This is a genomic window from Kocuria sp. KKT182 (assembly GCF_055635395.1).
The window spans coordinates 3,511,821-3,537,249 of sequence record NZ_CM145757.1; the positions used below are offsets into that span (position 1 = coordinate 3,511,821).

Here is a 25,429-nt window from a genome sequence, read left to right on the forward strand (position 1 = left end):
GACCGTGCGGTAGAGTGGTGCCCGCTCCGGACCGGCCGCCCCGCGCTCGCCGGTGGAGCACGGGCCTCTAGCTCAGCTGGTAGAGCAGTGGACTTTTAATCCATGGGTCGTGGGTTCGAGCCCCACGGGGCCCACCCGCGACAGAACCCCATCGCTCCCGGTGCGCCCGGGGCCGGTGGGGTTCTCTGCTCCCCCGCGGCGGGCGACCCGGTGCGCGGGGGCGCCCGGCGGCGCCGGTGGTGCTACCGGTCGAGCAGTGCGAGGGCCTCGCCGATGCGGTCGTGCAGGGCCCTGGCCTGCTCCACGGTCCACGCCTCGTGGCCGATGTGCAGGACGAGCCCGTCACGGTGGGCGTAGGAGCCGTCCGCGGTGGTGATGACCTCCCAGGTCTCCAGGAGCGCGACCGCCGACGGGCCGGCGAGGGACCGGGCGGGCAGCTCCCGCGAGTTGGTGACCGTCTCGGGGTCGGTCAGCTCCTGATGGGTGGCCCAGCGGGGGCGGGGAACGAGAGCGGTGTTCTCGTACATGGGGGAACCTTCCAGGGAGAGGGGGTATGCCCATGTTTATGCATGTGATAGCCCGGGGGCACCCGTGGCCCGCGCGTGTCGCCGAGGGATCGAGGTGTGGACATCCGTCGGCATCCCCTGCACTTTTGTCCGGCCGGACGCCGGCGTCCTCCCGCCCGGGCCGTGCTACGGCCCGTCGAGCTGCTCGGAGGGGGTGGGGACCGACTCGGGGCCGGGCGGGTCCGGGGCCGGAGCCGCGGACCCGGTGCCCGGATCCGTGGGCAGGCCGTCGGGCGTCGGGGTCGGCGTGGCGGTGACCGGGGGAGGAGGACTGAAGGAGGTGGGGGAGGCACCGGGGGTGCTCGCCACCTCCTCCGGCCGGTCGTCGCACCCGGTCAGCGTCAGCGCGAGCAGGGCCACGGCGGGAAGGGTGCGGCGCATCGGGGGAGCCTCTCTGTCGGGGACCTCTCCACGGTAGCCCGACGGCCCGCCGTGTCGGGGGAAGGGCGGCGGATGACGTTCCCGGACCGGAGTCCCGCAGGACGCACCCGTCCGGGATGTGCGAGGATCCGGGGACCAGGACGCCGACCGGCAGGAGCCGCCATGTCCGAGCGAAGCAGCGAGCGCACCGCGCTGATCCTGCTCTCCGCGACCGCGGTGCTGCTGCTCGCGGGCCAGCTGCTCACCTGGTCCTCGGAGGACGGGGTGTTCAGCGCCTTCGTGTTCGTGCTGCTGCTGCTCTGGGCCGGGGTGATCGCCGTCCGGGTGGTCCGCTTCGTCCGGCGCGACCGGCGACCGGAGGACCTCGGACCCGACGACCCGGTCTAGGGGGCGGCCGCGCGCTGGTCCCAGCCGCCGGCGAGCCGCTTCCGCACCGCCGCGACCGTGTCCCGCGCCGAGCGGCCGACACCGACGAGGGTTGCCGATCCCGGGCCCGTCCAGTCCCCGTACCCCACGAGGTACAGGCCGGGCACCCGGGTGGAGGCCGTTCCCTCGGTGCGGATCCGCCCGTCGTCCTCCCGCAGGTGCAGGGGCCGCAGGTGCCGGAGGGCCGGGCGGAACCCGGTGCACCACACGACGGCGTCCACGGGCTGCTCCCGGCCGTCCGTCATGACCACGCCGTGCGCGGTGAAGCGCGTGAACATCGGCCGGGGGTCGAGCACCCCGGCGTCGCGGGCGCGGCGCACGGAGGGAACGGCCACCACGTCGCCGAGGCTCGCCACCCCGCCGGGATCCGGCCGGCCCGCGGCGAGGGCCTGCGCGCGCAGCGTGGCCACGCGGAACAGCTCGCGCCCGTCGACCTCGTCGGGGAGGTAGCGGGGCGGGGCGTTGGTGCACCACGTCAGCTCGCACACCTCGGCGAGCTCGGCGGCGATCTGCGCCCCCGAGTTCGCCCCGCCGACCACGAGCACGCGGCGGCCGCGGTACCGCGCCGGCCCCTCGTAGTGGGCGCTGTGCACCTGCTCGCCGCGGTACTCCCGCTGCCCGGGGAGGGCAGGCCGGAACGGCTGCGACCACGTGCCGGTGGCGCTCACGACGGCGCGCGTCCGCAGCTCGCCGTCGTCCGTCACCAGGCGGAACCCCGCCCCGTCACGGTGCACGGCCCGCACCCGGACCGGTCGCCGGACGGGCAGCCCGTAGCGCTCCTCGTACCGGGACAGGTAGTCGACCACGTGCGCGGCGTCCGGGGCCGCCCCGGCCGTGTCCGGCATCGGGTGCCCGGGCAGGGACGAGTACGCGGCGGGGGAGAACAGCCGCAGCGACGGCCAGACGTGCCGCCACGCCCCGCCCGGCGCCTCCTGCTCGTCGAGGAGCGCGAAGGACAGGCCGGTGCGCCGGAGGTGGTAGCCCACGGCCAGTCCGGCCTGCCCGGCGCCCACCACGGCGACGTCGAGGACCTCGCCCACGTCCGTGCTCCCGTCCCGGCCGGTCAGCGGAGGGTGATCGAGTCGAGGGCGGCCTGCGCCTCGGCGGTCAGGTTCTCCGGCAGCGGGGCGCTCTTGACGGCCTCCGAGGAGGCCTGCTGGCCCTCCTCGCTGACCACGTAGTGTCCGAACTCCTTGGCCAGCTCGAGGACCTCCGGGTCCCCGTAGCTGCTGCAGTAGATGTGGTAGGAGACGAGGACCACCGGATAGGCCCCGGGCGCGTCCGGCTCGCGGTCCAGCTCGAGGGCGATGTCGTGCCGGCCGGTGCCCTCCACCCGGGAGGCCTCGCCGACCGCGGTGCCGGCCGCCTCGCCGGACACGGCCACGTACTCGGAGCCCACCTTCACCCGGGCCTTGCCGAGGGAGTCGTCCACGAGCGAGTCGTCCGCGTAGGTGACGGCGCCCTCGGTCTCGGCCGTGAGGCTCACCACCCCGGCGTTGCCCTGGGAGCGCTCCGTGGGCAGCCCCGCCGGCCAGCCGCCGTCCTCCTCGTCCGTCCACACCTCGGGGACCACCGAGTGCAGGTAGTCGGTGAAGTTCTCGGTCGTCCCCGAGTCGTCCGCGCGGGCGATGGGCGTGATCGGCAGGTCGGGCAGCTCCACGCCGGAGTTCTGGGCGGCGATGGCCGGGTCGTCCCACCGGGTGATCTCGTGGCGGAAGATGCCCGCGATGGTCGCGGCGTCGAGGTCGAGCTCCTGGATGCCGGGGAGGTTGAAGGCCACGCTGATCGGGGAGATGTAGACGGGGATGTTCAGGGCGCCACCGGGGCCGCAGAAGTCCCGGACCTCGGCCTGCTCCTCCTCGTCCAGGTAGGCGTCCGAGCCGGCGAAGTCGGTGCCGCCCCCCACGAGCGCGCTGCGCCCCGCCCCGGAACCCGCGGAGAGGTACTGCACCTGCGCGTCCGGGTGCATCGACTCGAAGCCGCTCCGCCACGTCAGCATGGCGGCGTTCTGCGCCGAGGAGCCCACCCCGGTGAGGATCCCGGACAGGTCCGAGCCGCCCTCTTCCGCGGCGCGGCGCTGCTCCTCGCCGAGGGGGTAGTCCGAGCCGCACCCGGTCAGCGCCGCCAGGGCCAGGACCAGGGCCAGGACCAGGGCCGGGGCCGCGCCGGCCCGCAGCGCACGGCCGGTCCTGTTCCGTCGGCGCGGTCGCGAAGCGTTGAGCATGGGGAGGTCTCCTCGAGGGCGGTCAGGTGGGGCGTCAGGGAGGTGGCGCGTCCGCGGGTGCGCGGGTCCGGGCGCCCAGCCTACCGCCACCGCCGGGAGGGGCAGGTCTAGGGTGGGCGCATGGACAAGCTCTCCGGCTCGTGGCGCCGGGTGTTCGACAGGTTCTGGTTCGTGCCCGCCGTGTGCGTTCTCGCCGCCGTCGTCCTGGCCCAGTCCGTGGTGGCCGTCGACCGGTGGCTGCCCGAGGACCTGGACTCCCCGTGGATCGCGTGGGTCTACGCCGTCGGCATCGACGGGTCCCGGTCGATGCTCTCCGCGATCGGCGGATCGATGCTGGGCGTGGCCGCCACCGCCTTCTCCATCACCATCTCGGTGATCGCCACGGCCAGCTCCACGTACGGGCCCCGGCTGGTGCGCAACTTCATGGCGGACCGCGGCAACCAGGTGGTGCTGGGCGTGCTCGTGTCCACCTTCATCTACGCGCTGCTGGTCCTGCGCACGATCCGCTCGGCCTCCGACGACCTCGCCCAGCCGTTCGTCCCGCACCTGGCGGTCAACCTCGGCGTGCTGCTGGCGGTCGCGGACGTCGCCCTGATCGTCTACTTCATCCACCACATCGCGGACTCCGTGCAGGTGGACACCCTCGTCCACGGCGCGCGCCGGCGCCTGCTGGACGTGATCGAGCGGTGGCACCCGGAGGAGACGCCGGAGGAGCTGGTCCGGACCGCGGGGCGCCGCAGCGGCGGGGGAGAGGTCCGTGCGGGCAGCGTGGGCTACGTCGTCGGCGTCGACTACGAGCGGCTCCGGGACCACGCCGCGGCCGGTGACGTCGTCCTCGAGCTCGTGCCGCGGGTGGGCGACCACGTCCTGGCGGAGGAGCCGCTGGTCCGGGTGTGGCCCGCGCACCGGGCCGGGGAGCTGGCGGACCGGCTGCGGCGCTGCGTGCGGGTGGGCGACTCGCGCTCGGCGCTCCAGGACGTCCGCTTCGCGGAGCAGCAGGTCGTGGAGCTCGCCGTGCGCGCCCTCTCCCCGAGCACCAACGACCCCTACACCGCGGTCAACGCCGTCGAGGAGGTCGCGTCCGGGATCGTCGCCGCCGTGGCCCGCCCGCTGCCGGGGAACACGGTGGTGGTCGACGGCGTGCACCGGCTGCGCTACGGGACGGTGGGGGTCGAGGAGATCGTGGACATGCCGTTCGACCAGATCGGCCCGCACGCCACCGGGCACGTCAGCGTCCTGCTGGCCCTCGTGGACCTCGCCGCCCGGATCGAGGCGGCCAGCGTCCACCCGTCCGTGCGGCGGCAGGCGCGCGAGCACGTCGACGTCCTGCTCGCCCGCTTCCGCGAGAGCGAACCCCACCCCCGGGACCTCGCCCGGGTGGAGCAGCACGTCAGGCTGCGCTCGGCCGACTGAGCGGATCCGCTACCGGCGCCGGAGCCGCGGGACCCGGCGCAGCAGCAGGCTCACGGCCACGCCGGTCCCGGCCAGCAGGGCGGCGCCGATCCCGGCGGACAGGTGCACGCCGGCCTCGAAGGCCGCCACGGACGAGGCCAGCAGCTCCCCGGACGCGTCCGGGCCGAGGGCCGCGGCGACGTCGACCGCCCCGCCGAGGGTCTCGGACGCGGTGGCGGCCTGCTCGGGGTCCAGGCCCGGCGGGACCTCCACCCGGGCGGCGTAGGTCGCGGTCACGGCCGTGCCCAGGACGGCCACGCCCAGCCCGGCCCCCAGCTCGTAGGCGGTCTCCGAGATCGCGGAGGCGGCGCCGGCCTGCTCGGGGGCCACCTCGGTGAGGATCAGGTCCCCCGCGATCGTCTGGGCCGCGCCGGAGCCCAGCCCGATGACCACGAGGGCCACCACGAGCACGGCCCCGCCGGAGAGGTCCCCGAGCAGGACGAGCAGGAAGCCCGAGGCCATGACCAGCAGCCCGCCGCCGAGCACGAGCGCGGGGGGCACGACGCCGACCACGTGCACCACCAGCAGCCCCGAGACGATCGTGACCACGGCCCCCGGCAGCAGTGCGAGGCCCGCCTCCAGGGGCGGCAGGCCCTCCACCAGCTGCAGGTACTGGGAGACGAAGAACAGGAAGCCGATGAAGGTGGTCGAGGCCACCAGGTTGTTGAGCAGCCCGCCGGTGAACGGGGCGTGGCGGAACAGCCGCAGGTCCAGCATCGGCACCGGGCTGCGCAGCTGGCGGCGCACGAACAGCGTCCCGGCGGTCACGGCCAGCACCGCGGCGGCCAGCACGCCGGCGGACGGGCCGTGGCCGCCGAGGTCCTTGATGCCGTGGACCAGCGCCACCATGGCGGTCATGATCAGCGCGGCGCTGGGCACGTCCACCGGGCCCGGGGCCGGGTTGCGGGACTCCGGCACCAGCACCGGCGCCAGGACCAGGAGCGGCAGCAGCACCGGGACCGCGAGGAGGAACACGGAGCCCCACCAGAAGTGCTGGAGCAGGAACCCGCCCACGACCGGCCCCAGGATCCCGCCCGCCGAGAAGCCCGTGGCCCACACCGCGATGGCCGCCCGCCGCTGCGTCGGGTCGTGGAAGATGTTGCGCAGCAGGGACAGGGTCGCGGGCATCAGCATCGAGCCGAAGAGTCCCAGCAGCGCCCGCGCGGCGACGAGGGCCTCCCCGGTCGGGGCGAACGCGGCGAGTGCGGACACCGCCGCGAAGCCCGTGCTGCCCACCAGCAGCAGCCGGCGGCGGCCCACCCGGTCCCCGAGGGCGCCCATGGGCACGAGCAGCCCGGCGAGCACCAGCGGATAGGCGTCCACCATCCACAGCAGCTGCGTGCCGGTGGGGCGCAGCTCGCGGGAGATCTCCGGCAGCGCGAAGTTCAGCACCGTGTTGTCCACCGAGATCAGCAGCACCGGAAGCATGAGGACCACGAGGGCGGCCCACTCGCGGGCGCCGGCGCGGACCGGGACGTCGGGTGCCGGGGACAGCATGGCGGGACGGGCTCCTTCCGGGCGGGGGTGCGGCCCCCATCCTTCCAGAGCCGGCACCGGGCCCGCCCCCGGGACGGGGGAGGGGCGCCGCACTAGACTGCACGGGATGGCCCGCCGGACGGTTCCGTCCGGCCCGCAGCGACAACCATGGAGGTCCCCGATGGCCGAGCCGGTCCCCACCAGTGCGACGTCCGACGCCGCCCCCGGCGTCTCCGAGCAGTACGAGGCGGCACGGGACCGCGTCCTGGCGCTGCGCGAGGACTACGACCGGGCCCGCGAGGAGTTCCGCTGGCCCCGGATGGAGCACTTCAACTACGCCCTGGACTGGTTCGACCACGTCGCCCGGGACCCGGAGCGCGGGGCCCGGGACGCGCTGTGGATCGTCGAGGAGGACGGCACGGAGCTCCGGCGGACCTTCCGGGAGCTCGCTGGGTCCTCGGCGCGCACCGCGAACTGGCTGCGGGGCCTGGGGGTGCGGCGCGGCGACCGCGTGCTGCTCATGCTCGGCAACCAGCTCGAGCTGTGGGAGACCCAGCTCGCCGGCATGAAGCTGGGCGCGCCCCTGATCCCGACCGCCGTGATGATGCCGCCGGCCGACCTGCTGGACCGGGTGCAGCGCGGCAAGGTCTCGTGGGTCGTCACGGACGCCGCCAACGCCCCCAAGTTCGCGGGCGTCGACGGCGACTACGAGCTCGTCGTCGTCGGTGCCGCCGCGGAGGTGGAGGCGGCGCGCGCACAGCTGCCCGGCCGTCCCGTGCACCCGTACGAGCAGGCCGCGGCCGCGGACGCCGTCTTCGTCCCGGAGGGCGTCACGCGCTCCCGCGACCCCCTGCTGCTGTACTTCACCTCCGGCACCACGTCCCAGGCCAAGCTCGTGGAGCACACCCACGCCTCCTACTCCTTCGGGCACCTGTCCACGGTCTACTGGATGGGCCTGCGCCCCGGGGACGTCCACCTGAACATCGCCTCGCCGGGGTGGGGCAAGCACTCGTGGTCCAACTTCTTCGCCCCGTGGATCGCGGAGGCCACCGTGTTCGTCCACAACCAGTCCCGCTTCGACGCGGCGGGTCTCCTGGAGCAGATGGGCCGGGCCGGGGTGACGAGCTTCTGCGCGCCGCCCACGGTGTGGCGGATGCTCATCCAGGCGGACCTGCACCGCGTGCAGGACCCGCCGACGTCCGCCGTCTCCGCCGGCGAGCCGCTCAACCCCGAGGTGATCCGCCGGGTGCAGGACGCCTGGGGCGTGACCATCCGGGACGGCTACGGGCAGACGGAGACCACGCTGCAGATCGCCAACACCCCCGGGCAGCCGGTGGTGCCGGGGGCCATGGGCCGGCCCCTGCCGGGCTTCGTCGTCGACCTCTTCGACCCGCAGACGGGCGCACCCGCCGAGGAGGGGGAGATCTGCCTGAAGGTCGACGACGACCCGCCCGGGATCATGGCCGGCTACATCGACGAGCCCGAGCGCACGGCCGAGGTCGTCAAGGACGGCTGGTACCACACGCGCGACATCGCCCGCCGCGACGAGCACGGCGTCTACACGTACGTGGGCCGCACCGACGACGTGTTCAAGGCCTCCGACTACCGGATCTCCCCGTTCGAGCTGGAGTCCGTGCTCATCGAGCACCCCGCGGTGGCCGAGGCCGCCGTGGTCCCGGCGCCGGACCCGGTCCGGCACGCGGTGCCGAAGGCCTACCTGGTGCTCGCCGCCGGCGCGGAGCCCACCCGGGAGCTCGCCGGGGAGATCCTGCGCTTCGCCCGGGAGAACCTCGCCCCCTACAAGCGGGTGCGCCGGGTGGAGTTCACGGACCTGCCCAAGACGATCTCCGGCAAGATCCGCCGGGTGGTGCTGCGCGAGCGGGAGGAGGCCGCGGACCGCTCCGGCCCCGCGACGCCCGGGGCCGACGGGTACGGCGTCGAGTACACGGAGGCCGACTTCCCGGGGCTGCGCGGCTGAGCGCCCGCAATGTGACGCCGCGCACGGCGCCCTGCGTGCGCCCAACGGGGGACGCCGAGGGCCCCGGATGTCCCCACTTCGTGCCACGCCCGCCGCCCCCCGAATACCCACCGGTAGCGAAAAGCCGCCACAGAACCCTCTGTTGACTAGTGCAAATAGATGAATCTGCTTGAGTGTCCCCCGGATCGAATGTGACTTCACGGTCCGTGACAGGTCACAGAAACCCTGCCACCATGGTGCCAATTGGTTCACCCGATGGGGCGGAACCAACCGATCCGCCGGGGGGGCGGATCGACTGTGGTTCATCGGGGGATGGGCCGCGTGCACGCAGGCATCGGGGGGTGCCGGTGCAACCGGTTCATCGGGGGGTGAACCGAATGGGAGCACCGCTGGGGGGCGGTACTCCCGCCAGGCGAGTCTCTGCTCGCCACCGGCCGCCAGGCCGGTCGATGCGCCCGCTGCGGGGGCCATCCGTTCGACGGATGGGCAGCGGGCGCATCGCTCTGTCCGGGCCCCGTCGCCACTGCACGCCCCGCCCTCCGGTCGGGCGGCGTCGGGGGGCCCTGGAAGACTGGGGCCATGACGACTTCCCCGGCCCACGACATCGCCGCCCACGACACCGCGCCGGACCCGGCCCTGCACGAGGACGCGCTCCACCTGCTGCGCGCGCTCACCGGCCGGCCGGACGCCGCCTTCCACCCCGGGCAGTTCGAGGCGGTCGAGGCCCTCGTGGGGCGCGGCCGGCGGGCCCTGGTGGTGCAGCGGACCGGCTGGGGCAAGTCCGCGGTCTACTTCCTCTCCGCCCTGCTCCTGCGGGCCCGGGGCCGCGGGCCCACCCTGATCGTCTCCCCGCTGCTGGCCCTCATGCGGGACCAGGTCTCCGCCGCCGCCCGCGCCGGGGTCCGGGCGGCGGCCATCAACTCCGCCAACGCCACCGAGTGGGGGCAGATCGCCGCGCAGCTGGAGGCCGACGAGCTCGACGTCCTGCTGGTCTCCCCGGAGCGGCTCAACAACCCCGTGTTCCGCGAGCAGCAGCTGCCGCAGCTGGTCGCCCGGCTCGGGCTGCTCGTGGTGGACGAGGCGCACTGCATCTCCGACTGGGGCCACGACTTCCGCCCCGACTACCGGCGCATCCGCGACCTCATCGCCCGGCTCCCGGAGCAGGTCCCCGTCCTGGCCACGACCGCCACCGCGAACGAGCGCGTGGTCGCCGACGTCGAGGAGCAGCTGGGCGTGCGGCCCGGCGGCAGCAGCACGGGGGAGGTCTTCACCCTCCGCGGCCCGCTCTCCCGGGCGTCCCTGCGCCTCGGCGTGCTGGACCTGCCCTCGGCCACGGCCCGCCTCGCCTGGCTGCTCGAGCACGTCGGGTCCCTCCCGGGCAGCGGGATCATCTACGCGCTGACCGTGGGGGCCGCCGAGGACACGGCCCAGGCGCTCGCCGACGCCGGGATCCCCGTGCGCGCCTACACCGGGCGCACCGACCAGGGCGAGCGCGAGGAGCTCGAGGCCGCCCTCAAGGAGAACAGGGTCAAGGCCCTCGTGGCCACCTCCGCGCTCGGGATGGGCTTCGACAAGCCGGACCTCGGCTTCGTGGTGCACCTGGGGGCGCCGTCCTCGCCCGTGGCCTACTACCAGCAGGTGGGCCGTGCGGGCCGCGCCACGGGCAACGCGGACGTCCTGCTGCTGCCGGGCACCGAGGACCGCCGGATCTGGGAGTACTTCGCCACCTCGTCGATGCCCACCGAGCAGAAGGCCGCCGCCGTCCTGGACGAGCTGGGGGCCGCGGGCGGCGCCCTGTCCGTGGCCGTGCTGGAGTCCCGCGTGGACGTCCGGCGCAGCCCGCTCGAGCTGCTCCTGAAGGTGCTCGCCGTCGAGGGCGCGGTGGAGCGCGTGCAGGGCGGCTGGCAGAGCACGGGCGTGCCGTGGCGCTACGACGCCGAGCGCTACGGCCGGATCGCCGCGGCACGGGTGGCCGAGCAGAACGCCATGCTCGAGTACGAGCGCACCACCGGGTGCCGCATGGAGTTCCTCGCCCGGCAGCTCGACGACGCCACGGCCGAGCCCTGCGGGCGCTGCGACAGCTGCGCCGGCCCCTGGTACCCCACGACCGTCGACGAGTCCGCCACCGACTCCGCGGGCGCCGCCCTGACCCGGGTGGGCGTCGTGGTGGAGCCGCGCGCCCAGTGGCCCACCGGGATGCCGCGCCTCGGGGTCGAGGTCAAGGGCCGGATCCCCGAGGAGGAGCGCTGCGCCGAGGGCCGGGCACTCGCCCGGCTCACGGACCTCGGCTGGGGCAACCGGCTGCGCGAGGTGTTCCGCACCGACGAGGAGGGCGCGCCGGTCGACGGACCGGTGGACCCCGCCCTCGGCCGGGCGTGCGTCCAGGTGCTCGCCGAGTGGCGCTGGTCGGACCGGCCCGCGGCCGTCGTCTCGATCCCGTCCCGCTCGCGCCCCCGGCTCGTGCGCTCCCTGGCGGAGGGCATGGCCGAGGTCGGGCACCTGCCCTATCTGGGGGAGCTCGAGGTCCCCGAGGGCTTCCCGTCCGGCGGGCACGGCGGCAACAGCGCGTACCGCCTCGCGGCCCTGTGGGAGAAGTTCCGGGTGCCCCCCGAGCTCGCGGAGGGGCTGGACCGGCTGGGCGGGCGCCCGGTGCTGCTGGTCGACGATCTCGTGGACAGCCGCTGGACGCTCGCCGTGGCCGCCCGCGCGCTGCGCCGGGCCGGGTCCGGACCCGTGCTGCCGTTCGTCCTGGCCTCCCAGGGCTGAGGCGCGGACCGCGCCGGGCGGCCGGGCCCGGCGCGGTCTTGTACGCTGGCCTGCGTGTCCCCTGCCCCCGCGCCGCTCGTCGACGTCATCATCCCGGTGCACACCCCCGCCCGGCCCGTGGACCGGGCCGTCGGCTCCGTGCTGGCCGGGGGGCTCCCGGTCGGCGACCACGGCGGGGTGCACATCACGGTGGTGTGCCACAACGTCGAGGCGGCACTGATCCGCGACCGCCTCGCGGCGGAGCACCGGCCGCTCGTGGAGCTGGTGGAGTGCTTCGACGGCACCGGCAACCCGGCCGGGCCCCGCAACCTGGCCCTCGAGCGCTCCCGCGCCCGGTACGTGTCCTTCGTGGACAGTGACGACACCCTCGCCCCCGGGGCCCTCGCGGCCTGGACGGCGACCGCCGAGCGCCACGGCTCGGCGGCGGTGCTCCCGCGGCTGGTCAAGGACTCCGGCCGGCCGGTGCGCACCCCCGTGCCGCGGCCCTTCCGCCGCGCGGACCTCGACCCGGTCAAGGACCGGCTCGCCTACCGGACCCACGTCTTCGGGCTGCTCCGCCGGGAGCTCCTGGTGGACCGCGGGGTCCGCTTCAACGGCCGGTACGCCACCGGGGAGGACCAGGAGCTGGTGGCCCGGGCCTGGTTCGGCGACGGGCGGGTCGACCTCGCGCCCCGCGGCGCCGGCTACCTCCTGCGGGAGGGGGCCGCCGACCGGATCAGTGCCGCGCCCCGGCCCCTGACGGACGACCTCGCCGCGGCGACCGACCTGCTCGGCGGCTCCTGGTACGCCGGGCTGTCCGTGGAGCAGCGGACGGCGATCGCCGCCAAGATCCTCCGGGTCCAGGTCTTCGGCGCCGTGCGCGCCCGGACGGCGGCCGGGCGCTGGACCCCGGAGGACGCGGACCAGGTGCGCGGCCTGCTCGCACTGGTCGGCACGCGCGCCCCCCGCGCGCTCACCGTGCTCTCCCGCGCGGACCGGGAGGTCCTGGACCTCGTCGTCCGGCGGGGGGCGACGGCGGAGGCCATCCTCCGGGTGGACAACGCCCGTCGCCGCTTCGGCTGGCCCAGCACCCTGCTCACCCGGGACCCGCGCAGGGTCCTGCGCCGCGAGGCCCCCCTGCGGTTCATGGCCGCGTCCCTGCTGGTGTGACCGGGAGACGCCACCGTCCAGTGTGACAATGGTGCCGAGCCAGTCGTCCGACCCCCCGCCCGACGAGAGAACTCCATGAGCCGCCTCCTCCCCGCCGACCCTTCCCCCGGGGTCGCGAACAGCACCGCGCCCCCGGCGGGCGCCTCCGCCCCCGCCCACCGCTTCCGCCCCGAGGTCCAGGGGCTGCGCACCGTGGCCGTCCTCCTGGTCGCCGTCTACCACGTGTGGATCGGCGGGGTCTCGGGCGGGGTGGACGTCTTCCTGTTCATCTCGGCGTTCCTCATGACGCTCTCCTTCGTCCGGCGGCTCGAGGCCGGGAAGGGGCCGCAGCTGGGCCGCTACTGGACCAGGACGTTCTCGCGGCTGCTGCCCCCCGTCGTCGTCACGGTCCTGGGCACTCTCGTCGTGGTGCGGCTCCTGTTCCCGTCCGACCGCTGGTACGCCGCGATCGAGGAGGCGGCGGCCACGGTGCTGTACTCCCAGAACTGGGTGCTCGCCCTCAACGCGGTCGACTACTACGCCGCGGACACCTCCGGGGCCAGCCCGTTCCAGCACTTCTGGTCCCTGTCCGTGCAGGGCCAGGTGTTCCTGCTGTGGCCACTGCTCCTCGCGCTGTGCGGGCTGATCGCCGAGCGCACCCGGTGGACCGTCACCACGGTGGCCACCGGCGTGTTCAGCGCCGTCTTCCTCGCCTCCTTCGCCTTCTCGGTGGTCTCCACGAGCAGCGAGCAGGCCTTCGCCTACTTCGACACCCGCGCCCGGCTGTGGGAGTTCGCCCTCGGCTCCCTGCTGGCCCTGGCCGTGCTGCGCGGCGTCACCCTGCCGGGCGCGCTGCGCCTCCTCCTGGGCTGGACCGGGCTCGTGGCCATCGCCGTGTGCGGACTCGTCCTCGACGTCCAGGGCTCCTTCCCGGGCTGGGCGGCGCTCTGGCCGCTGACCGGGGCGGCCCTGGTGATCCTGGCCGGGCACACCGGCGACCCCCGCGGGGCCGACGCCCTGCTCAGCCGCCGGCCCCTGCTGGTCCTGGGCGAGGCGTCCTACGCCGTCTACCTGGTGCACTGGCCGGTGCTCGTCACCTACCTGGTGGTCACGGACCGCGCCAAGGCCACGCTGGGGCACGGGCTGCTCATCCTCCTGGGGAGCATCGTGCTGGGCGTGCTGGTGCACCGGCTCGTCGAGCGGCCCCTCCGGCCCCGCACCGGACCCCGCGCGAGCCTGCACCAGCTCGGCCTCGTGGTGCTGTGCGTGGCCCTCGTGCTGGTCCCCGCCTCCGGGGCGCGGCTGGTCCTCGACCGGCACGCCCAGGAGGCCGCGGAGCAGGCCGCGCTCGAGAACCCGGGGGCCGCGGTGCTGACCGGGGACCTCGCCTGGGAGCAGGACCCGCAGGTGCCCACGATCCCGAACCCGCTGGTCCGCGAGGGGCAGTGGTCCGAGCTGCCGGAGTCCTGCGACGCCGCGACGGAGGAGTGGTTCGACGGCTACAAGGTGGCCTGCTCGACCCTGCCGGTCGACCCGGACGCCGAGGTCGACGCCATGGTGATCGGCAACTCCCACGCCGAGCAGTGGCTGCCGGCGTTCCAGCGCGTCGCCGAGGACCGCGGCTGGAACCTGGTCTCCGTCATCCGCGGCGCCTGCCGGTTCCAGCCCGTGGAGACCACCGACAACACCGAGTGCCAGGAGCTGATCGGGCTCACCGACCGGTACATCGAGGACCACGGGATCGACGTCGTGCTCACCACGTCCACCGTGACCGCCGACGAGGGGCCCGGCGAGCAGATCGCCCCCGGGTTCGCCCAGGTCCTGGCGGACCTCGGCGAGCGGGGCATCACGGTGGTCGGGATCCGGGACAACCCGCGGTTCCCCTTCAACATGGTCACCTGCATCGACCAGGACGGCCCGGACGCCGAGCGGTGCAACCCGCCGCGGGCGCAGAAGCTGGCCCCGCAGAACCCGGCCGACGCGCTGACGGGGCGGCACGGGAACTTCGTCAGCCTCGACATGAGCGACTGGATCTGCCCCGACGGCACGTGCCCGTCCCGGATCGGCAACCGCTGGGTCTACATGGACGACAACCACATGCCCCGCGACTACGTGGTCACGATGGTCCCGGCCTTCGCGGAGCAGTTCGACCGGCAGTTCGGGCAGCGGGCCCGGCCCGCCGGGTGAGCGGGGGCCGGGTGGGCGGGGGGCGTGCTCAGCGGCGGAGCCGGGCGCCCGCGGCGCGCAGGGCCGGCCGCAGGTCCCGGGCGCTGAGCCCGGCCCAGACCGCGAGGAACACGGCGGTCGCCCCGAGCGCCGGCAGCACCCGGAAGTCGGGGCCGAGCACCTGCAGCGCGACCAGGATCATCGCGTAGCCGGCCACGATCCGCAGCAGGACCGTGCCCCACCGCATCCGGTCGAGCCGCCAGACCACCAGCAGCGGCAGCACCGCGCTCAGCAGCGAGCCCACGAGGTATCCCACCGCGGAGGCGGTGATGCCGAGCTCCGGGCCCAGCAGGAGCATCGTCACCACGCCCACGACCAGACCCAGGCCGTTGGCGGCGGCGAGCACCTTGACCCCCCAGGGCTCGGTGCCGTTGAGCCGGGCGTTCGCGGCGTTGAAGCTGGTCGCCGAGACGGCCAGGAACAGCAGGACCAGCAGCGGCTCGGCCTCCGCGAACTCGGGGTCCCCGAAGTAGACCACCCGGAGCACCGGCTCCGCCCACAGGGCGCCCACGCCGAAGACCGGCAGGAACACCGTGACCATCGTCCGCAGGATCGTGTCCACCTGCCGGGTCAGGCCCGCGGTGTCCCCGGCGGCGTACATGCGGGCCACGCTGGGGGACAGCGCGGTGAGCATCGCCCCGGACAGCATGCTGGCGGGGGTGGCCAGGGACACCGCGGCGGCGTAGAGGCCGACCTCCGCCTTCGTGGCGAAGCTGTCGCCGATCACCAGGGACAGCTGCATCAGACCGCTCGCCGCCAGCAGGTGGGCCGATCCCCACGCGGTGAAGACCAGGATCTCCCGGCGCACCGCCGGGTCGAGGCGCGCCCCGGTGCGGCGGGGCCAGGAGGGCAGCGCGTAGACCGTGTAGCCGAGGATCAGGGGCAGCAGCAGGACCCAGTGCCAGCCGGCGAGCAGGACCAGCAGCAGCAGGGTGAGGGTGAGGAACGAGCTGATGGTGTCCCACGCCGTCGTGGTCACGAACTGGTTGTTGCCCGTGCGGACGCCGCGCACGAAGTTGTAGGCCGACAGGGAGAGCACGAGCAGGCCCGCCGAGAGCGCGAAGCCCCAGGAGAGCTCGAGCGCGAACGCGGCGTAGAGCACCGCCGAGACGGACAGCAGCGCCATCCCCGCGGACGCGCTGCTCGCGGTGAAGGAGGCCGTCGCCGCCTGCCCCTCGGGGTCCTGGCGGCCCCGGGCCATCGCGATGAACTTGGCGGCCCCCGTACCCGAGGCCTGGGGCCACAGCAGGACGAGGAAGAGGGCCAGCGAGATCGTCAGGTTGACCTCGGCGAGCGCCTCCTGGCCCAGCAGGTTGCCCACCAGGACGCTGTAGCCGAAGCGGGACAGCCCCTGGACGAACACGGCCACCACGGTCAGCGCGAACGCCGACCCCAGGGGGTTATCGGTGTTCGCGTGGTTGGGCGGCGGGAAGAGGATCGAGCGCAGCCGGGACATCAGGCGGCCGACCCGGGGACTGGGCTGGTCATCGCGCCCGAGTCTACTCGCGCCCCGGCGCGGTGCCCGGAGCGCCCCGGCCGTGGCCCCGCCGATAGGGTGGCACCATGATCGCCGTCCCCACCCCGTCCAGCACAGTGCCCGGCACCGCGTCCGGCCCCCCGTCCGGCACCGCGCCCGACGCCGCCCCCGGTCGCACCGGCGCGGTAGGGGGCTGAGCGCCGTGCGCGTGCTCGTCGTCAGCACCTGGTACCCGTCGGGGGAGCGCCCCGGGGAGACGCCGTTCGTCCCCCGGCACGTGCGCGCCGCCGCCCGCCACCACGACGTCCGGGTGCTGCACCTGCGGCTGCTGCGCACCGGGCCGGCCGTCCCGGAGGAGTGGGACGGGGTGCCGGTGCTCCGGCTGCCCTTCCACCCCCTGCGCCCGCTCACGCTGCTGCGGGCGTACGCCGCGCTCCGCCGCCACCTGACCGGGGCGGACGTCCTGCACACCATGCCCTTCTCGGCGGCGCTCGTCTGCCTGCCGCTCGCAGGACGCCGCCCGTGGGTGCACACGGAGCACTGGAACGGCGTGCTCACCCCCGAGCAGAACGGGCCCGTGTGGCGGCTCCTCGCCGGGAGCCGCCGGATCCTGCGCGTCCCGGACCGCGTCACCGGCGTGAGCACCATGATGTGCGACGTGCTGCGCCGCTTCGCGCCGGCCGAGCGGGTGGAGCGGATCGGCAACGTGGTCGACCACGCCGCGCACGTCACGGACCCGCCGCGGGGGCACACCCTGGAGCTCGTCGCGGTCGGCGCCCTGCGCGAGATCAAGGACCCTCTCCTGGCCGTGGACACCGTGGCGTGGCTGCGCGCCGCCGGCCACGACGTCCGCCTCACCTGGTGCGGCTCCGGCGGCCTCAAGCAGGAGGTCCGGGAGCGGGCGCGCCGGCTCGGGGTGGGGGAGCGCGTGCAGCTCCTCGGCAGCGTGGGGGCGGACGAGGTGCAGCGGCGCCTGGCCGCCGCCGACGTGTTCCTGCTGCCCAGCCGGTCCGAGACGTTCTGCGTGGCGGCGGCCGAGGCCCTCGCCGCGGGCCGGCCGGTGGTCATGGGCGCCCTCGGCGGGCAGGGTGACTTCGTGCACCCGGGCAACGGGCGCCTCGTGGCCGAGCGCACCCCTGAGGCCTTCGGCGGCGCCGTGCTCGACGTCGTGGCGGATCCCGGCCTGCTGGGCCCGGAGGCCATGGCGGCGGAGATCCGCTCCGTCTACGGGTCCGAGCGGATCGGGGCGGACCTCGACCGGCTCTACCGCTCGGTGCTCGCCGGGCGGCACGGACGCCGTCGGCTTTGACCCCGTGCCCGGTCCTCCCTTAAGCTGGCCCGTGTTGTCCACCCGCGTGGTGGGCCACGGATGGAGACGTGCCAGAGCGGCCGAATGGACTTCACTGCTAATGAAGGGTCGGGGTTAAACTCGACCGGGGGTTCAAATCCCCCCGTCTCCGCGCTCGTGACGTCCCAGGACGTCGGAAACACCCCGGACCCGCGGTCCGGGGTGTTTCGCGTTCCGAGCCCGCGCCCGGGCCCGTCATCTGCGGCCGCCCCGTGACCGGGGGCCGGCGGTTTCCTAGACTGGGGCTCAGCGCGCCGCCGGCGCCCGAGCCCAGGAGGCCACCATGCCGGAGCAGGACCGTCCGCAGACCACGCCCGCCGCACCCGGTGCGCCCCGCCCCGCCCCCGCCTGGCGCGCCGGGCTCACGGACCGCTCCGTCCTCGAGGAGGCCGTCGACGCCGTGACGGTGCGCCGGGTCTTCGGGGAGGCGTACGAGGCGTACGGCACCACGGTCGTGCCCGTGGCCCGCGTCAGGGGCTGGGGCGGCGGTGGCGGGGGCTCGGGCGAGGAGAAGGACAGCTCGGGCAGCGGATCGGGCGTGGGCTACGGCGTGCACGCCGAGCCGGCCGGGGTGTACGTGGTCCGGGGGGACAGCGTCACGTGGCGCCCCGCCGTGGACGCGGGGCGGATCGCCCTCACCCTGGGCCTGGCGCTGTGCGGCGCGGCCGCGCTGGTGGGCTGGGCCGCCGTCACCCGCCGTTCCTGACAGGATGGGGCCATGTCCTTCCTGCTCCGTGTCCTCGTCAACGCGCTCGCCATCTGGGTGGCCGCCTGGATCCTGCCCGGGATGGGCATCGCGGCGGACCCGTCCGTCGTCTCGGCCGTCGGGGGCGAGACCACGGCGTCGGTCCTGGCCTACCTGTTCGTCGGCCTGGTCTTCGGCGCCGTGAACGCGGTCGTGCGGCCCGTGCTGACGATCCTGTCCCTGCCGATCACCTGCCTCACGCTGGGCCTGTTCGCCATCGTGGTCAACGCGGCGATGCTGTGGCTGACGTCCTGGCTGAGCTCCTTCACGCCCCTGCGGCTCGAGATCGACTCCTTCCTCTGGACGGCGGTGCTCGCCACCCTGATCATCGGGGTGGTGTCCCTCCTGATGGGCTGGGCCGTCCCGGACCGCGAGCGCCGCTGACCCGCGCCGGGGCTCAGCCCCGGTGCAGCGCCGTCCAGAGGAACTCGTGGGACAACGCGTGCAGGCGGGCGGCCTGCTTGTTGTCGCCCGCGCCCGCGTGCCCGCCCTCGGTGGCCTCGTAGAACCACACGTTCTCGTAGCCCATGCCGAGCATCCGCGCGGCGGCCTTGCGCGCCTGGACGGGGCCCACGCGGTCGTCGCTCGTGGCGGTCCAGAACAGGACGTCCGGGTAGTCCCGCCCCTCCTCCAGCAGGTGGTACGGCGAGAACGTGCGGACGGACTCCCACTGCTCCGGGTCGTCCGGGTCGCCGTACTCCGCGATCCAGGAGTAGCCCGCGGACAGCTTCGTGTAGCGGCGCATGTCCAGCAGCGGCACCCCGCAGGAGATCGCCCCGAACAATTCGGGGTGCCCGGTGAGCATGTTGCCCACGAGCAGCCCGCCGTTGGAGCCGCCCGAGCACGCGAGCGTTCCCCGGGTGCACACCCCGCGGTTCTGCAGGTCCGCGGCGACGGCCGCGAAGTCCTCGTACGCCCGGTGCCGGTTCCCCTGCAGGGCGGCCCGGTGCCACGCGGGGCCGTACTCGCCGCCGCCGCGGATGTTGGCGAGGACGTAGACCCCGGACCGCCCGGCGTCGTCGGTGCGGGTCAGCCAGGACCGCCCGAGGGCCCCGGAGTAGGCGGGGGTCCGGGAGACCTCGAAGCCGCCATAGCCGGAGAGCAGCGTCGGGTTCCGCCCGTCGAGGACCGGGTCGGCGGGGCCCACCTGGAAGTAGGGCACCCGAGTGCCGTCCGCCGAGACCGCGAAGTGCTGCTCGACCGAGAGCCCGGTCGTGTCGAAGAACGCGGGGGCGGTCCTCGCCACCCGCGGCGGGGCCGTCACCCCGCCGCGGGCCGGGAGGGTGCCGCGGGACACGGTGGTCGGGGTGAGGAAGCCGGTCGCCACGAGCCAGTAGTCGTTGCCCGCCTCCGGGTCCTCGTCGTCGACGGCGTAGGCGTCCACGCTGTGCAGGGCCGGCGCCCCGGGCAGCTCGGACGAGGTCCAGGGGCCCGGCTCGGCGACGCGGACCACCGAGGAGACGTCCCGCAGCAGGTTGAGGATCAGCCGGTCGGCCGTCCAGGACCAGGACTGCAGCGACGTGCGCGCGTCCGGGACGAACACGGCGGTCACGGAGCGGTCCCCGGCCAGGAACGCCTCGAGCTCGGCCACGAGCAGGGACCCGGCCGGGTGCACGGTCCCGTCCAGCTCGAGCTCCTCCTGCGGGCGCAGCAGCAGCCACTGCCGGTGCAGGTCCACCGTCACCGAGTCGGGGACGTCGACGTGCACGAGCTCCTCCTCCCGCACCAGGTAGGTCCGGGAGGCGAAGAAGTCGACCACGTCCACGGCCACGTCCCGGACGAAGCCCGGGGTGTGGTCCCGCACGAGCACCGCCTGCACGTGGTCCTCGGCCACCTCGAACACCTGCCGGGCCTCGGCGAGGTCCTGCCCGCGGCGCAGGACGCGCACGGTGCGGGGGTAGGAGGAGGTGGTCATCGAGCCGGGGCCGAAGTCGGTGCCCACGTGCAGGGTGTCGGCGTCCACCCACGTCACGGTGGACTTCGCCGTGGGGACGTCGAAGCCGCCAGGCACGAACCGGCGCTCGTCGAGGTCGAACTCGCGCACCCGCTTCGCGTCGCCGCCGTCGGGGGAGAGGCTGAGCAGCGCCAGCCGGTGCTGCCCGCCGGTGTACTGCGGGCGCAGCAGCCGGGCCCCGCCCCAGACCCAGTCGACGCCCTCCACGGCGGCCAGCGCGTCGACGTCGAGCAGGACCTCCCACTCGGTGTCCCCGCCGAGCCAGGACTCCCACGTGGTGCGGCGGAAGACGCCGCGGGGGTGCTCGGCGTCGCGCCAGAAGTTGTAGTAGTGCGGCCCGTGCTTGGCGACCATGGGGATCCGCTCGGTCGAGTCCATGACCGCGAGCACGTCGGCCTCGAGGCGGCGCAGCCGCGGGCTCTCGAGCGCCGCCAGGGTGCGGGCGTTCTGCCCGGCGACCCACTCCAGGGGCGCGTCCCCCGTGATCTCCTCCAGCCACAGGTTCTCGTCGTGCGGCTGCTCGGCGGTCGGGCGGGCGGCGGTCTGCGCGGTCTCGGTCATGTCCGCCATCGTAGGCGCAGCCCCGTGCCCGTGGCCCGGCGGGCGGGTCGATATCCTGAGGGCCATGAGCGCAACGGGCAGGCCAGGTTCCGAACGACGTGTCACGGTGATCGGGGCGGGCCCGCGCGGGCTCTCGGCCGTGGAGCGGCTCGCGGCCCGCGCCGCGGCCTCGGGCGCCCGGGTGCGCATCGACGTCGTCGACCCCTTCCCGCCCGGTCCGGGGCACGTGTGGCGGACGAACCAGTCCCCGCTGTACCTCATGAACACGCCCTCGGTGTTCCCCACGGTGATCGCCGACGACGGCGTGCTGCCCGTGGACCCGCTCGAGCCGCTGCGGAACATGAGCTTCGAGCACTGGCGGCTCGCCGCCGTGGCGGGGACCATCGCCGTGGACCCCGACGACGCCGCGCACCTGACCCGGATGACGCCCCAGTCCTATCCGTCCCGGCGGATGTACGGGGTCTACCTCTCCTGGATCTTCCGCACGCTGCAGGACGCCCTCCCCGCCACCGTGCAGCTCGCCGTGCACCGGGCCGAGGCCGTGGGCGTGCACGTGCGGGAGCACGCCCGGCACCGCTACGACGTGGAGATCAGCGGCGGGCAGAACCTCCCGGCGGACGCCGTGGTGCTCGCCCTGGGCCACCTCGACGCCGACCTGCGCCCCGACCAGCGGGAGCTCGTGGACGGCGCCGCCGAGCTCGGGCTGACCTACTGGCCGCCCGCCGTGCCCGCCGACGTGCACTGGGACGACCTGCCCGCCGGGCGCACCGTGCTGGTGCGCGGCATGGGCCTGAACTTCTGCGACGTCCTGGCCCAGGTCACCGAGGGCCGCGGCGGGATCTACACCCAGGACGGGGAGCGCTACGTCTACCACCCCTCGGGGCGGGAGCCCGTGATCGTGGCCGGCTCCCGCCGCGGCGCCCCGTACCGCTCCAAGGCGGTGCTCGAGGGCTACTACGCCGGCTCCCTCGTCACCCGGTTCTTCACCCTCGACGCCGTGCGGGCGCTCGCGGCGCGGGCGGAGGGACCGCTGTCCTTCGAGACGGACCTCTATCCGCTGATCCGCAAGGACGCCCAGTGGAACTACTACTCCGTCCTGGCGCGGACCGCCCCGGACGCCTTCGAGACCGACCCGCAGGAGTTCCTGGCGCGCTTCGACGCCGTGCTCGGCACCGGCGACGACCACCCCGAGGGGCCCTGGACCTCCCGGGCCGAGCGGCTCATCGCGTCCGCGGTGGTCCCGGGACGGCAGCTCAACGCCCTCCGGCTGGCCCGCCCCTTCGAGGGGCTCAGCTTCGGCTCCCACGACGAGTACGCGGCGGCCTTGGTCCACCACCTGGACCGGGACGTGCACGGCGCGCTGGCCGGCGAGGACGACCCGCTGCAGATGGCCGTCGCCTCGCTCAACGCCGCGCGCACCGTGCTCAAGGCCGTGCTGGCGGACCTCGGGATCAGCGACGCCTCCTGGACCGACGAGCTGCGGCGCACGTTCGAGCCCTTCGTGGAGGGGCTCGCCTCCGGGCCGCCGGTGCTGCGGAACCAGCAGCTGGCGGCGCTGGCCCGTGCCGGCGTGGTGCGCTTCCTGGGCCCGGACCCGCAGTTCCTCGTGGACGAGGAGGAGGGCCGGTTCGTGGCGAGCTCCCCCTGGGTCAAGGACGAGCCCTTCCGCGCCGAACACCTCGTGGAGGCCATGTCCCCGCCCAACGACGTCCGGCGCAACATCTCCCCGCTGCTGTCCGCGATGCACCGGGAGGGCCTGGTGCGGGTCCGGGCCATGGAGACCCGGGACGGCGTCGCGACCGTGCCCGGCACCGGGCTGGACGTCACCCGGCCCCCGTACCGGGCCGTGCGCGTCGACGGCGGCGTGGAGCCCGGCGTCCTCGTGCTCGGCCTGCAGCTCTCGGCCGTCCAGTGGGGCGTGGCGATCGCCGCGGAGGCCGGGGCGTCCGCGGAGCTGGGTGCCCGGACCCTGGCGGACGCCGACCGCATCGCCGCGGCGGTGCTGGGCCCGGCCCCGGCACGCGACTGACCCCGGGGGCACCGGGGCCGGCCGGCGCGCCGCGGCCGGGTCAGCCGAGGCGGCGGTGCAGGACCTCGCGGGCCCGGTCGTCGGCGTGCTCCCGGAGGCCCTTGCCGGGGTGCTCGCCGGAGTTGCCCCTGCCCGGCTTCTGCGGGCCGGCGGGCTCGGCGCCGGCGGGGGCCAGGCCGACGATCTCCGGGTTGTGGTCCGAGGCCCGGTACGGGTCGGCCGCGTAGAGGTCGACCACGTTGTGGTTGTGCCGGCTGTACTCCAGGCCCACCGACTCGTGGGCGTTGATCTCCCAGATGTCCGAGCCCGTGACGGTCCCGGCCGCGGCGGGGGACGCCAGGACGTGGTCGAGGGAGCCGACCATCCCGCCGTAGGCGTAGGAGTGCTCGCCCGCCGGCGCCAGGTCCGTGTAGCCGGCCTCGTGCAGGACCCGCATCGGGTCCTCCTGGTCGTAGGAGTTGAAGTCACCGGCCAGGAGGACCCGGTCGGTGCCCTGGGTGGACTCCAGCCGCTCGGCGAAGGCCACCAGGGCCTGGGCCTGGGCGGTGCGGTCGGCGTTCCACGCCCCGGCGCCGTCCCCGGCGTCGGCGTTGGGGCCGGTGGAGGGGGCGGAGCCCTTGGACTTGAAGTGGTTGACGACCACCGTGAAGTCGCCGCCCGCGTCCCCGCCGGCGGGGCGGAACGTCTGGGCCAGCGGCTCGCGGGCGTTGTCGAAGTTCTCCTCGTCGTCCAGGATCACGGACTCGCCCACGGTCTCGAGTGCGGCCGGCTGGTAGATGAACGCGGTGCGGATGACGTCCTCGTCCTCGACGGCGGGTCGCTCGGCCGGTGACGGCACGTACGCCCAGACCTCGGAGCCGGCGGCGGTGTTGAGGGCCTCGACCAGGTCGGACAGGGCCTGGTCCCGGTCCTTGCCGAACTTCGCGGAGTTCTCGATCTCCTCCAGGGACACGACCTCGGCGTCCAGGGCATTGATCGCGGCGACGATCTTGGCCTGCTGGCGCTCCAGGTCCTCCTGTTCGGCCGCCCCGCGGGCGTCGCAGCCTCCGCGCACCGAGACCGGGTCGCCGGCGCGGTCCGTGTAGTAGGTGCAGCCGGTCAGCTCGTCGCCGGTGGTGGTGAAGTAGTTCAGCACGTTGAACGTGGCCAGCTGCACGTCCCCGCCGACGTCCTCGGGGGCGGCGGTGCGGGTGTTCTCGGCGACCACGGGGGCGTCCTGGGCGTTGTCCCCGGTCACCCGGGTCGTGGGCTGGAGGCGCCACTCCTCGAACGAGTAGCCGAGCACCACCGGCGCCACGAAGTCCACGGGCGCGCCGATCCGCATCGGGGTCGTGGGAGAGAGGTAGGGGAGGGGGACCGAGGCGTTGGCGAAGTTGCCGTAGTTGGTCGTGGCGCCGTCGTCGAGCAGGAGGCCCCGGGCCTCGTTGTCGGCGGCCTGCGCGGCGGCCTCGGGCGAGCCGGGCGCGCCCACGGCGGTGGGCTGCACGAGCGGGGTGGTGCCGGCCGCCAGGCCGATCTCGCCGTAGCCGTTCAGGGCGTAGTTGTCGGTGATCACGAACTCACCGGCCGGGTTGAGCAGCATGCCCTCGAGGTCCTCGCGCTCCGCCTCGTCCGTGGGCCAGCCGACGGCGGCGGGCTCGACCGCCTCGGCGGCCTCGTCGAGGACCGTGACCCCCTCCGGGTGCACGCTGATCTGGGTCTGTCCGTGGTACTCGGCGACCGTCCCGGTGACCTCGACGTACTGGCCGAGCTCCACGTTCGCCACGGCCGAGGGTGAGTACACGAAGACGCCGTCGGAGGCGTCGTGGGCGGCGGTGTCCAGGTCGCCACCGGTGCCAGGGGTCTGGAGGTACCAGCCGTTGAGCCCGCCGGTGGCGTAGACGGCGGTGACCACGCCGCGGGTGGTCACGGCCTGTCCGGCCCTGGGGGAGACGTCGCCGGTGCCCTGGATGTCCCGGATCGCCAGCTCCACCGGCGGGGCGGCGGGCTCCGGGCTCGGCTCGGGGACCGGTTCGGGGGCGGGCTCGCCCCCGCTGCCACCGGAGTTCTGCGGGGTCACCGCGGTCGTGGCGGTGAAATCGGCGGAGTTGTCGTCGGTGTCCACGCCGTCGGCGCGGGTCATGGACTTCGGGTCCGCATTCGCCGACGGGCCAGTGGCGGGCGCGGTCTCGTAGGTGTTGGAGGTGCCGTAGCCGAGCAGGTCCACGAGCCCGTCGGTACCGGTCACCGAGCCAGTGGGGGCGGCCAGGGGCTGCTCGCCGTCGGAGAGCACGATCGTCCCGGAGACGCCCGCCGGGTTGAACGAGGTGGCGAGGTCGGGGGCGGGCAACGCGGCACCGCTGCCCGCGTTGGACCCGCCCTGAACCAGGAAGTAGCCGCCCGGGGCGATGGTCCCGGACAGCGCCACCGTGCTGGTGACGGTTCCGGTGCCGGACGCGGAGCGGTACTGCAGGGTCCAGCCGGTGAGGTCCACCGGCTGGACCGTGGGGTTGTAGAGCTCGACGAACTTGTGGGTGTAGACGGCGTTGGCCGAGCCGCCGTTGGTGTAGGCCTCGTTGATGACCACGTTCGCCCCGTCCGGGGCGGCGTGCACGGGCACGGTCAGCGGCGCGGCGAGCAGGGCCGCGGCCAGAGCCCCGCTCAGGGGCAGGGAGAACAGCTTGTTCACGGTGGGGAGTTCCTTCAGTGGGGG

The 25,429-nt window shown here is 74.7% G+C and carries 18 protein-coding genes and 2 tRNA genes; 12 read left to right on the forward strand and 8 right to left on the reverse strand.

The window, feature by feature from the left end:
* Nucleotides 1–61 precede the first annotated feature (61 nt).
* Nucleotides 62–134 (forward strand) — tRNA-Lys (locus ACZ2G1_RS16380).
* Between the two features lie 108 nt (nucleotides 135–242).
* Here ACZ2G1_RS16380 and ACZ2G1_RS16385 read toward each other — a convergent pair.
* Both ACZ2G1_RS16385 and ACZ2G1_RS16390 read right to left on the reverse strand, forming a co-directional pair.
* Nucleotides 243–527 carry a hypothetical protein gene (locus ACZ2G1_RS16385; protein ID WP_035926082.1) on the reverse strand — a complete coding sequence of 95 codons (285 nt, stop codon included), beginning with the start codon at nucleotides 525–527 and terminating at the stop codon, nucleotides 243–245.
* Nucleotides 528–692: 165 nt separating this feature from the next.
* On the reverse strand, nucleotides 693–947 hold the full coding sequence (locus ACZ2G1_RS16390) for a hypothetical protein (RefSeq protein WP_035926085.1): 255 nt from the start codon (nucleotides 945–947) through the stop codon (nucleotides 693–695).
* A 162-nt stretch (nucleotides 948–1,109) separates the two neighbouring features.
* On the opposite strand from ACZ2G1_RS16390, the gene ACZ2G1_RS16395 reads away from it, so the two are divergent.
* Nucleotides 1,110–1,334: a hypothetical protein gene (locus ACZ2G1_RS16395; RefSeq protein WP_017832004.1), complete on the forward strand. Its 225-nt coding sequence runs from the start codon at nucleotides 1,110–1,112 to the stop codon at nucleotides 1,332–1,334.
* Here the strand turns inward: ACZ2G1_RS16395 and ACZ2G1_RS16400 are convergent.
* Both ACZ2G1_RS16400 and pstS read right to left on the reverse strand, forming a co-directional pair.
* The gene (locus tag ACZ2G1_RS16400; protein WP_272027086.1) at nucleotides 1,331–2,413 is read right to left on the reverse strand and encodes an ArsO family NAD(P)H-dependent flavin-containing monooxygenase; all 1,083 of its coding nucleotides are present in this window, start codon (nucleotides 2,411–2,413) and stop codon (nucleotides 1,331–1,333) included. The two genes, ACZ2G1_RS16395 and ACZ2G1_RS16400, sit on opposite strands and share 4 nt — an antisense overlap.
* 23 nt (nucleotides 2,414–2,436) lie before the next feature.
* Entirely contained in the window at nucleotides 2,437–3,597 is a 1,161-nt protein-coding gene (gene pstS / locus ACZ2G1_RS16405; RefSeq protein WP_470377161.1) for a phosphate ABC transporter substrate-binding protein PstS, read from the reverse strand.
* 120 nt (nucleotides 3,598–3,717) lie between these two features.
* On the opposite strand from pstS, the gene ACZ2G1_RS16410 reads away from it, so the two are divergent.
* Nucleotides 3,718–5,010 (forward strand): DUF2254 domain-containing protein, encoded by a 1,293-nt coding sequence (locus ACZ2G1_RS16410; RefSeq protein ID WP_470377162.1) that lies wholly within the window; start codon nucleotides 3,718–3,720, stop codon nucleotides 5,008–5,010.
* Nucleotides 5,011–5,019: 9 nt separating this feature from the next.
* Here ACZ2G1_RS16410 and ACZ2G1_RS16415 read toward each other — a convergent pair whose 3' ends face one another.
* Nucleotides 5,020–6,546, reverse strand: a complete 1,527-nt coding sequence (locus ACZ2G1_RS16415; protein WP_109222210.1) for an MFS transporter — start codon at nucleotides 6,544–6,546, stop codon at nucleotides 5,020–5,022.
* Between the two features lie 160 nt (nucleotides 6,547–6,706).
* Between ACZ2G1_RS16415 and ACZ2G1_RS16420 the strand changes: the two genes are divergently transcribed.
* The 4 genes from ACZ2G1_RS16420 to ACZ2G1_RS16435 all read left to right on the forward strand — a co-directional run bounded on the left by ACZ2G1_RS16420 (nucleotide 6,707) and on the right by ACZ2G1_RS16435 (nucleotide 14,584).
* Complete coding sequence (locus tag ACZ2G1_RS16420) at nucleotides 6,707–8,503, forward strand: AMP-binding protein (RefSeq protein ID WP_470377163.1); 1,797 nt, start codon at nucleotides 6,707–6,709, stop codon at nucleotides 8,501–8,503.
* A gap of 579 nt (nucleotides 8,504–9,082) precedes the next feature.
* On the forward strand, nucleotides 9,083–11,269 hold the full coding sequence (locus ACZ2G1_RS16425; RefSeq protein WP_470377164.1) for a RecQ family ATP-dependent DNA helicase: 2,187 nt from the start codon (nucleotides 9,083–9,085) through the stop codon (nucleotides 11,267–11,269).
* A gap of 54 nt (nucleotides 11,270–11,323) precedes the next feature.
* Nucleotides 11,324–12,418, forward strand: a complete 1,095-nt coding sequence (locus tag ACZ2G1_RS16430) for a glycosyltransferase (RefSeq protein WP_470377165.1) — start codon at nucleotides 11,324–11,326, stop codon at nucleotides 12,416–12,418.
* 75 nt (nucleotides 12,419–12,493) lie between these two features.
* Nucleotides 12,494–14,584 (forward strand): acyltransferase family protein, encoded by a 2,091-nt coding sequence (locus tag ACZ2G1_RS16435; RefSeq protein ID WP_126349857.1) that lies wholly within the window; start codon nucleotides 12,494–12,496, stop codon nucleotides 14,582–14,584.
* 28 nt (nucleotides 14,585–14,612) lie between these two features.
* Here the strand turns inward: ACZ2G1_RS16435 and ACZ2G1_RS16440 are convergent, their stop codons facing one another.
* Nucleotides 14,613–16,079, reverse strand: coding sequence for a lipopolysaccharide biosynthesis protein (locus ACZ2G1_RS16440; protein WP_017831995.1), 1,467 nt, complete (start codon nucleotides 16,077–16,079; stop codon nucleotides 14,613–14,615).
* A gap of 229 nt (nucleotides 16,080–16,308) precedes the next feature.
* Between ACZ2G1_RS16440 and ACZ2G1_RS16445 the strand changes: the two genes are divergently transcribed.
* The 4 genes from ACZ2G1_RS16445 to ACZ2G1_RS16460 all read left to right on the forward strand — a co-directional run bounded on the left by ACZ2G1_RS16445 (nucleotide 16,309) and on the right by ACZ2G1_RS16460 (nucleotide 18,577).
* Nucleotides 16,309–17,409 (forward strand): glycosyltransferase, encoded by a 1,101-nt coding sequence (locus ACZ2G1_RS16445; protein ID WP_470377166.1) that lies wholly within the window; start codon nucleotides 16,309–16,311, stop codon nucleotides 17,407–17,409.
* Between the two features lie 62 nt (nucleotides 17,410–17,471).
* A tRNA-Ser gene (locus tag ACZ2G1_RS16450) sits at nucleotides 17,472–17,560 on the forward strand.
* 171 nt (nucleotides 17,561–17,731) lie between these two features.
* On the forward strand, nucleotides 17,732–18,154 hold the full coding sequence (locus ACZ2G1_RS16455) for a spore germination protein GerW family protein (protein ID WP_017831992.1): 423 nt from the start codon (nucleotides 17,732–17,734) through the stop codon (nucleotides 18,152–18,154).
* A 12-nt stretch (nucleotides 18,155–18,166) separates the two neighbouring features.
* Nucleotides 18,167–18,577 (forward strand): phage holin family protein, encoded by a 411-nt coding sequence (locus ACZ2G1_RS16460; protein WP_017831991.1) that lies wholly within the window; start codon nucleotides 18,167–18,169, stop codon nucleotides 18,575–18,577.
* Nucleotides 18,578–18,590: 13 nt separating this feature from the next.
* Here ACZ2G1_RS16460 and ACZ2G1_RS16465 read toward each other — a convergent pair whose 3' ends face one another.
* Nucleotides 18,591–20,708: a prolyl oligopeptidase family serine peptidase gene (locus tag ACZ2G1_RS16465; protein ID WP_470377167.1), complete on the reverse strand. Its 2,118-nt coding sequence runs from the start codon at nucleotides 20,706–20,708 to the stop codon at nucleotides 18,591–18,593.
* Nucleotides 20,709–20,772: 64 nt separating this feature from the next.
* On the opposite strand from ACZ2G1_RS16465, the gene ACZ2G1_RS16470 reads away from it, so the two are divergent.
* Nucleotides 20,773–22,737 carry an FAD/NAD(P)-binding protein gene (locus ACZ2G1_RS16470; RefSeq protein WP_170122823.1) on the forward strand — a complete coding sequence of 655 codons (1,965 nt, stop codon included), beginning with the start codon at nucleotides 20,773–20,775 and terminating at the stop codon, nucleotides 22,735–22,737.
* A gap of 40 nt (nucleotides 22,738–22,777) precedes the next feature.
* On the opposite strand, the gene ACZ2G1_RS16475 is transcribed toward ACZ2G1_RS16470, so the two are convergent.
* Nucleotides 22,778–25,405: an ExeM/NucH family extracellular endonuclease gene (locus tag ACZ2G1_RS16475; protein WP_470377168.1), complete on the reverse strand. Its 2,628-nt coding sequence runs from the start codon at nucleotides 25,403–25,405 to the stop codon at nucleotides 22,778–22,780.
* Between the last annotated feature and the right edge of the window lie 24 nt (nucleotides 25,406–25,429).

Coding starts and splice junctions, on each gene's coding strand:
- ACZ2G1_RS16385 (WP_035926082.1), bottom strand. CDS start 527: ATGTACGAGAACACCGCTCTCGTTCCCCGCCCCCGCTGGGCCACCCAT.
- ACZ2G1_RS16390 (WP_035926085.1), bottom strand. CDS start 947: ATGCGCCGCACCCTTCCCGCCGTGGCCCTGCTCGCGCTGACGCTGACC.
- ACZ2G1_RS16395 (WP_017832004.1), top strand. CDS start 1,110: ATGTCCGAGCGAAGCAGCGAGCGCACCGCGCTGATCCTGCTCTCCGCG.
- pstS (WP_470377161.1), bottom strand. CDS start 3,597: ATGCTCAACGCTTCGCGACCGCGCCGACGGAACAGGACCGGCCGTGCG.
- ACZ2G1_RS16410 (WP_470377162.1), top strand. CDS start 3,718: ATGGACAAGCTCTCCGGCTCGTGGCGCCGGGTGTTCGACAGGTTCTGG.
- ACZ2G1_RS16415 (WP_109222210.1), bottom strand. CDS start 6,546: ATGCTGTCCCCGGCACCCGACGTCCCGGTCCGCGCCGGCGCCCGCGAG.
- ACZ2G1_RS16420 (WP_470377163.1), top strand. CDS start 6,707: ATGGCCGAGCCGGTCCCCACCAGTGCGACGTCCGACGCCGCCCCCGGC.
- ACZ2G1_RS16425 (WP_470377164.1), top strand. CDS start 9,083: ATGACGACTTCCCCGGCCCACGACATCGCCGCCCACGACACCGCGCCG.
- ACZ2G1_RS16435 (WP_126349857.1), top strand. CDS start 12,494: ATGAGCCGCCTCCTCCCCGCCGACCCTTCCCCCGGGGTCGCGAACAGC.
- ACZ2G1_RS16440 (WP_017831995.1), bottom strand. CDS start 16,079: ATGTCCCGGCTGCGCTCGATCCTCTTCCCGCCGCCCAACCACGCGAAC.
- ACZ2G1_RS16455 (WP_017831992.1), top strand. CDS start 17,732: ATGCCGGAGCAGGACCGTCCGCAGACCACGCCCGCCGCACCCGGTGCG.
- ACZ2G1_RS16460 (WP_017831991.1), top strand. CDS start 18,167: ATGTCCTTCCTGCTCCGTGTCCTCGTCAACGCGCTCGCCATCTGGGTG.
- ACZ2G1_RS16465 (WP_470377167.1), bottom strand. CDS start 20,708: ATGACCGAGACCGCGCAGACCGCCGCCCGCCCGACCGCCGAGCAGCCG.
- ACZ2G1_RS16470 (WP_170122823.1), top strand. CDS start 20,773: ATGAGCGCAACGGGCAGGCCAGGTTCCGAACGACGTGTCACGGTGATC.